5 protein-coding genes are annotated in these 4,131 nt (G+C 75.0%); 3 read left to right on the top strand and 2 right to left on the bottom strand.

Annotation, left to right across the window (positions count from 1 at the left end):
* A partial coding sequence (locus ACWEVO_RS31680) for a hypothetical protein (protein ID WP_452311131.1) occupies nucleotides 1-1,002 on the top strand: 1,002 nt, incomplete at its 5' end.
* Between the two features lie 25 nt (nucleotides 1,003-1,027).
* Here the strand turns inward: ACWEVO_RS31680 and ACWEVO_RS31675 are convergent.
* A complete protein-coding gene (locus ACWEVO_RS31675; RefSeq protein WP_452311130.1) occupies nucleotides 1,028-2,302 on the bottom strand; it encodes a M48 family metalloprotease in 1,275 nt (424 codons plus the stop codon).
* Nucleotides 2,303-2,360: 58 nt separating this feature from the next.
* Nucleotides 2,361-2,810, bottom strand: coding sequence for a hypothetical protein (locus tag ACWEVO_RS31670; protein WP_452311129.1), 450 nt, complete (start codon nucleotides 2,808-2,810; stop codon nucleotides 2,361-2,363).
* A 136-nt stretch (nucleotides 2,811-2,946) separates the two neighbouring features.
* Here ACWEVO_RS31670 and ACWEVO_RS31665 point away from each other — a divergent pair, with 136 nt between their 5' ends.
* On the top strand, nucleotides 2,947-3,150 hold the full coding sequence (locus tag ACWEVO_RS31665; RefSeq protein WP_123241265.1) for a hypothetical protein: 204 nt from the start codon (nucleotides 2,947-2,949) through the stop codon (nucleotides 3,148-3,150).
* 76 nt (nucleotides 3,151-3,226) lie between these two features.
* Nucleotides 3,227-3,904 carry a histone gene (locus ACWEVO_RS31660; RefSeq protein ID WP_452311128.1) on the top strand — a complete coding sequence of 226 codons (678 nt, stop codon included), beginning with the start codon at nucleotides 3,227-3,229 and terminating at the stop codon, nucleotides 3,902-3,904.
* The last annotated feature ends 227 nt before the right edge of the window (nucleotides 3,905-4,131 follow it).

The following is a 4,131-nucleotide window of genomic DNA, read 5'->3' as shown; positions in this document are numbered from 1 at the left end:
GTCCACCGTCGCGCCGACGGGAGCCCCGGCATGGTGACCCGGCTGGTCGGGTTCCTGCTCCGCACGGCGGCCCGGCGTTGGCCGGCGGAGCTGCGCGACGAGCTGGCCCGGGAGTGGGCCGCCGAGCTGCACGTGCTGGCCGGGCGGGGAGAGCGGTGGCGGATGCTGGCCTTCGCCGCCAGCCTGGCCGTGAGCCGCGCCGGCGAGCCGGTGGTCGACCGCGTCCGGTTCGACGCCCGCGCCCGCCGGGCGGCCGCGACCCTGCTGCTGGCCCCGCCGGCCTGCCTGGCCATCATCCTGGCCGCGGCTCTGACGATGGGCGTCGTGGTGAACAGGGCCCTCACCGGCGTGCCGTGGGCGAACCGGGCCCAGGCGCCGATGCTGACCGTGCTCAGTGCCGGCCTCGCGGTGCTGCTGGCCCGGGTCGTCCTCGCCAGCGCCGCCCGCAACGCCCGCACCGGACCGGTCCGCACCGCGCTCGGCGTCGTGCTGCCCGTCGGCCTGACCGCCGTCGGCGTGGAGTACGCCCTGAACGAGACCACCGACGACCTGGTCCGGGTGGCGCCGGGCCTGCTGGTGTGGCTCACCGGCCTGGCCCTGGTGCTGCACGGCACGGGCGTCCTCGCCGGCCGCGGCCGGGCCCGGCTCGCCTGGCTGGTCGGCGTGCTCGGCGCGCTCGTCGTCGCCGACCTCGCGGTGGTGCTCACGGTGGTCAACCAGATTCCCGGTGGTCCGGAGACCGTCGTCGACGGGGTGGCGCAGGGCGACACCATCGACCGCGGCTCCGCGCCGCTGTGGCTCTTCACCAGCCTGACCGACTGGTCGTTCGGGCTACCCCGACCGACACCCTCGGAGGTCTTCCTGGTCGGCGACCTGATGGAGCTGCAGCCCTTCCTCTATCTGACCTGCACCCCGTACGCGCTGGCGTACGCCATCGGCGCGGCCCGACCGGCGGAACCGGCCGCCGCGCCGTTGCCGGGACCGGCGCCCTCGCCCGCCTAGCCCGTCCGCCCGCCCGGGTGCACCGTCAGCCGGACCAGGCGGCGATCCGGCCTACCCGCTCGTAGTGCCGGGCCAGTTCGGCGTCGATCCGCTCGAGGCGGGCGTCGGTGAGCACCACCCGCGGGTCCTGCCAGGCCCGCGCGGTGAGCATCCGGTGGCGCAGGCCCGCCGGGGGATGACTGGCGAAGAGCGAGGTGTGCTCCCGGACGGAGAGTTGGCGTTCCAGGGGCAGCCGCTCGGCGGCGCCGGCCAGCGCGCGGGCGGCGCCCGTCCGCCAGGCCGCCACCCCCTTGCCGCCGCGGGCCGCCTGGCGGACCACCAGTGCCACCGACTCGCCGCTGAGCAGCACGTCGAGCAGCCGGGTGGCGGCGGAGGTGCCGGCCACCCGGGCGGCCATCTCGTCGGCCAGGTACTCGGCCCGCTGGCTGTCCCGCAGCGCGGTCGCGACCAGCACCAGATGGCCGGCGAAGAGCAGTCTGGACAGCGCCCACGAGAGGATCCGGCCCAGCCACTCGCCGATCAGCTCCAGCAGGCCGCCGCCGTGCGTACGGTCGGCCGGGGCGAACAGGTCGGCGGCGTTGCCGAGCATGGTCAGCGCCGGTTGGGTGACCGGCCCCCGGCGGACGTCACCGTTGACGAAGTGGCCCAGTTCGTGGCCGAGCAGGGCGACCCGCGCCTGCCCGTCCAGGGCGCCCCACAGCGGCAGCCCGAGGCAGAGCACCCGCCGCCGGCGCAGCCCCACCGACCCCGCGCGCGCGTTGATGTCAGCGTCGACCCCGATGACGTGCGGCACCGGCGCGCCGATCGCGGCCGCCACCTCCTCGACCAGGGCGTGCAGTTCGGGCGCCTCCCCGCGGGTGAGCACCTCCACGTCCTGGGGGATCCGGCCGAATCGCGGGCGCAGCGCCACCGCCAGCCCGATCAGCGCCAGCCCGAACACGACGGCGAAGTTCGGGAACGGGTACGCGAACACCAGCCACACCCCGACCGCGGCCAGTCCCGACACCCCGAGCAGGAGCAGCAGCGAGACGCCGACCGTCACAGCACCGGCCAGGCCCCAGCCGGCCGGCGCCAGCGGGCGGTCGACGAGCGACGCGTACTGCCGCCGGGTCAGCCGCGCCGCCAGCCGGTGGGTCGACCGGTCGACCCAGGCCCAGCCGAACTCGGGCAGCTGGCGGGTCCGGTCGTAGCCGTCGAGGTTCCATTCGCAACCGGCGCACCAGGGCATCGCCTCGCGGATCGACACCGTCGCCGCGCCGCACTCCGGACAGGCCCCCGTACCGGCCTTTGTGGTGATCATGACCGTCGATCCTGTCCCCGACCGGAGGCCGCGGGTACCGGCCGTTCGGGGGAGCCGGTCAGGCGGGGCAGGGCAGTCGTTCCAGGGCGGCGGGGGTGGCGGAGCGGCTCACCACCTGCGCGAAGCACCCGGCGGCGCTGGCCTGCTGCCAGCCGAACACCGACGCGGCGGTCTTCGCCACGCGTACCCGGAAGACCAGCCGGACCTCGGCCTCACCGGCCTCCACGGTCAGCACCTCGACCCCGTCGATCGCGGCGGCGGCGCTGCGCAGCGGGGCCTCCCGCGCCGAGGGCACGGCCAGCAGGACCGCCCGCGTGCGCTGCGCGGTGGCCGTCACCTCGCGGTCGGCCCGGCGTTCCAGCCGTCGCTGCGACCGGTCCCGCAGCAGTGGCAGGACCACCGCCGCGCCCACCGCGGCGAGCAGCACGACCGCCGTCCCGCTGACCAGTCGGCGTCGCAGGCGTGCCGAGTGTCCCCCCTCGTACCGCACCCCGGGATTGTCCGTCACCGAGCCGCCATCCGGCTGCCCCGTCTTTCCCGGTTCCGCCTCCGGACGTCTCGGGCCTCGTCTAATGTGGAGGACATTAGCGGTTATTTCGGGCGTTCCGGTGGCGGTCGGTCGCTTCCCGGTGCACAGTGATCGCATGAGCGACAACGGAAGTGGTGGGCACTACTACTGGTGCACGCGACACCACCGGGTCGAGACCGATGCCGACGTGTGTCCCGCGAAGCACGTTCTCGGACCGTACGCCTCAGCCGCCGACGCGGAGAACGCCCTGCAGCAGGTGCGGGAGCGCAACGAAGCGTGGGACGCCGAGGACGCCCGTTGGGCCGGGGAGGACAGGTAGACGGCGCGGGACGGCCCGCGTCGAGGTGATCCGTGCTCCGCGAGGGCGAGAGCACGTCCCCAAGGAGGGAACCGAGATGGCCGTAGCACAGCAGGCCACCCGCCCGGCGGCGAGACGTACGACCGCGAAGAAGACCAGCGCGGCGAAGCGGACCGTGGGTGCGACCACGGCCAGGACGGCCACGGTGACCAAGGCGTCGCCGAACGCCTCGGGCGCCGGCGCCGGCCGGGTGGCGGCGAAGAAGGCGGTCGCCAAGAAGGCCGCGGCCAAGAAGGCCGTGTCGGCGGCCCGGAAGGCGCCCGCGAAGAAGGCGCCCGCCACGAAGACCACCGCCAAGAAGGCACCCGCCAAGAAGGCGACGGCGAAGAAGACCACCGCGGCGGCGAAGAAGGCACCCGCCAAGAAGGCAACCACGGCGACCGGTCCGATGGCGCGCAAGGCGCCCGCGAAGAAGGCGCCCGCGAAGAAGGCGCCCGCGAAGAAGACCACGGCTGCCAAGAAGACGACCGCCGCCAAGAAGACCACGGCGACGAAGCGGACCACGGCGGCGAAGAAGGCCGCGGCGGCGAAGAAGGCCGCGGCGACCCGCCCGACGGCGCGCAAGGCGGCGGCGAAGAAGGCACCCGCCAAGAAGGCAACCACGGCGAAGAAGACCACCGCCAAGAAGGCCCCGGCCAGGAAGACCACGACGGCCAAGAAGACCACCGCCCGCAAGGCGCCGGCCCGGAGCACCGCACGGCGGGCCAGCGCCTGACGCCGGCATCCGCCGGCCACCCCGGCGACACCTCCGGTGGGGCGCGGGTCGAGGGTTGGTGGCGGCACCGGACGGGCGGATTGGGCGCCGCGCTGTCAGGATTGACCTCGTGGTGATCCGACGCGTACTGGCGCCCCGCATCATCCCCGGCCTGCTGGAGCGCGGCCGCGTCCAGCGCGAGCTGGGCCCGCGCGGCGTCGCGCTCGGTCTGTAGCCCCTCCAGCGAC

Source organism: Micromonospora sp. NPDC003776 (assembly GCF_053605645.1).
Note: the sequence above shows the minus strand (reverse complement) of the source record. Positions and strands in the feature narration are given on the sequence as shown.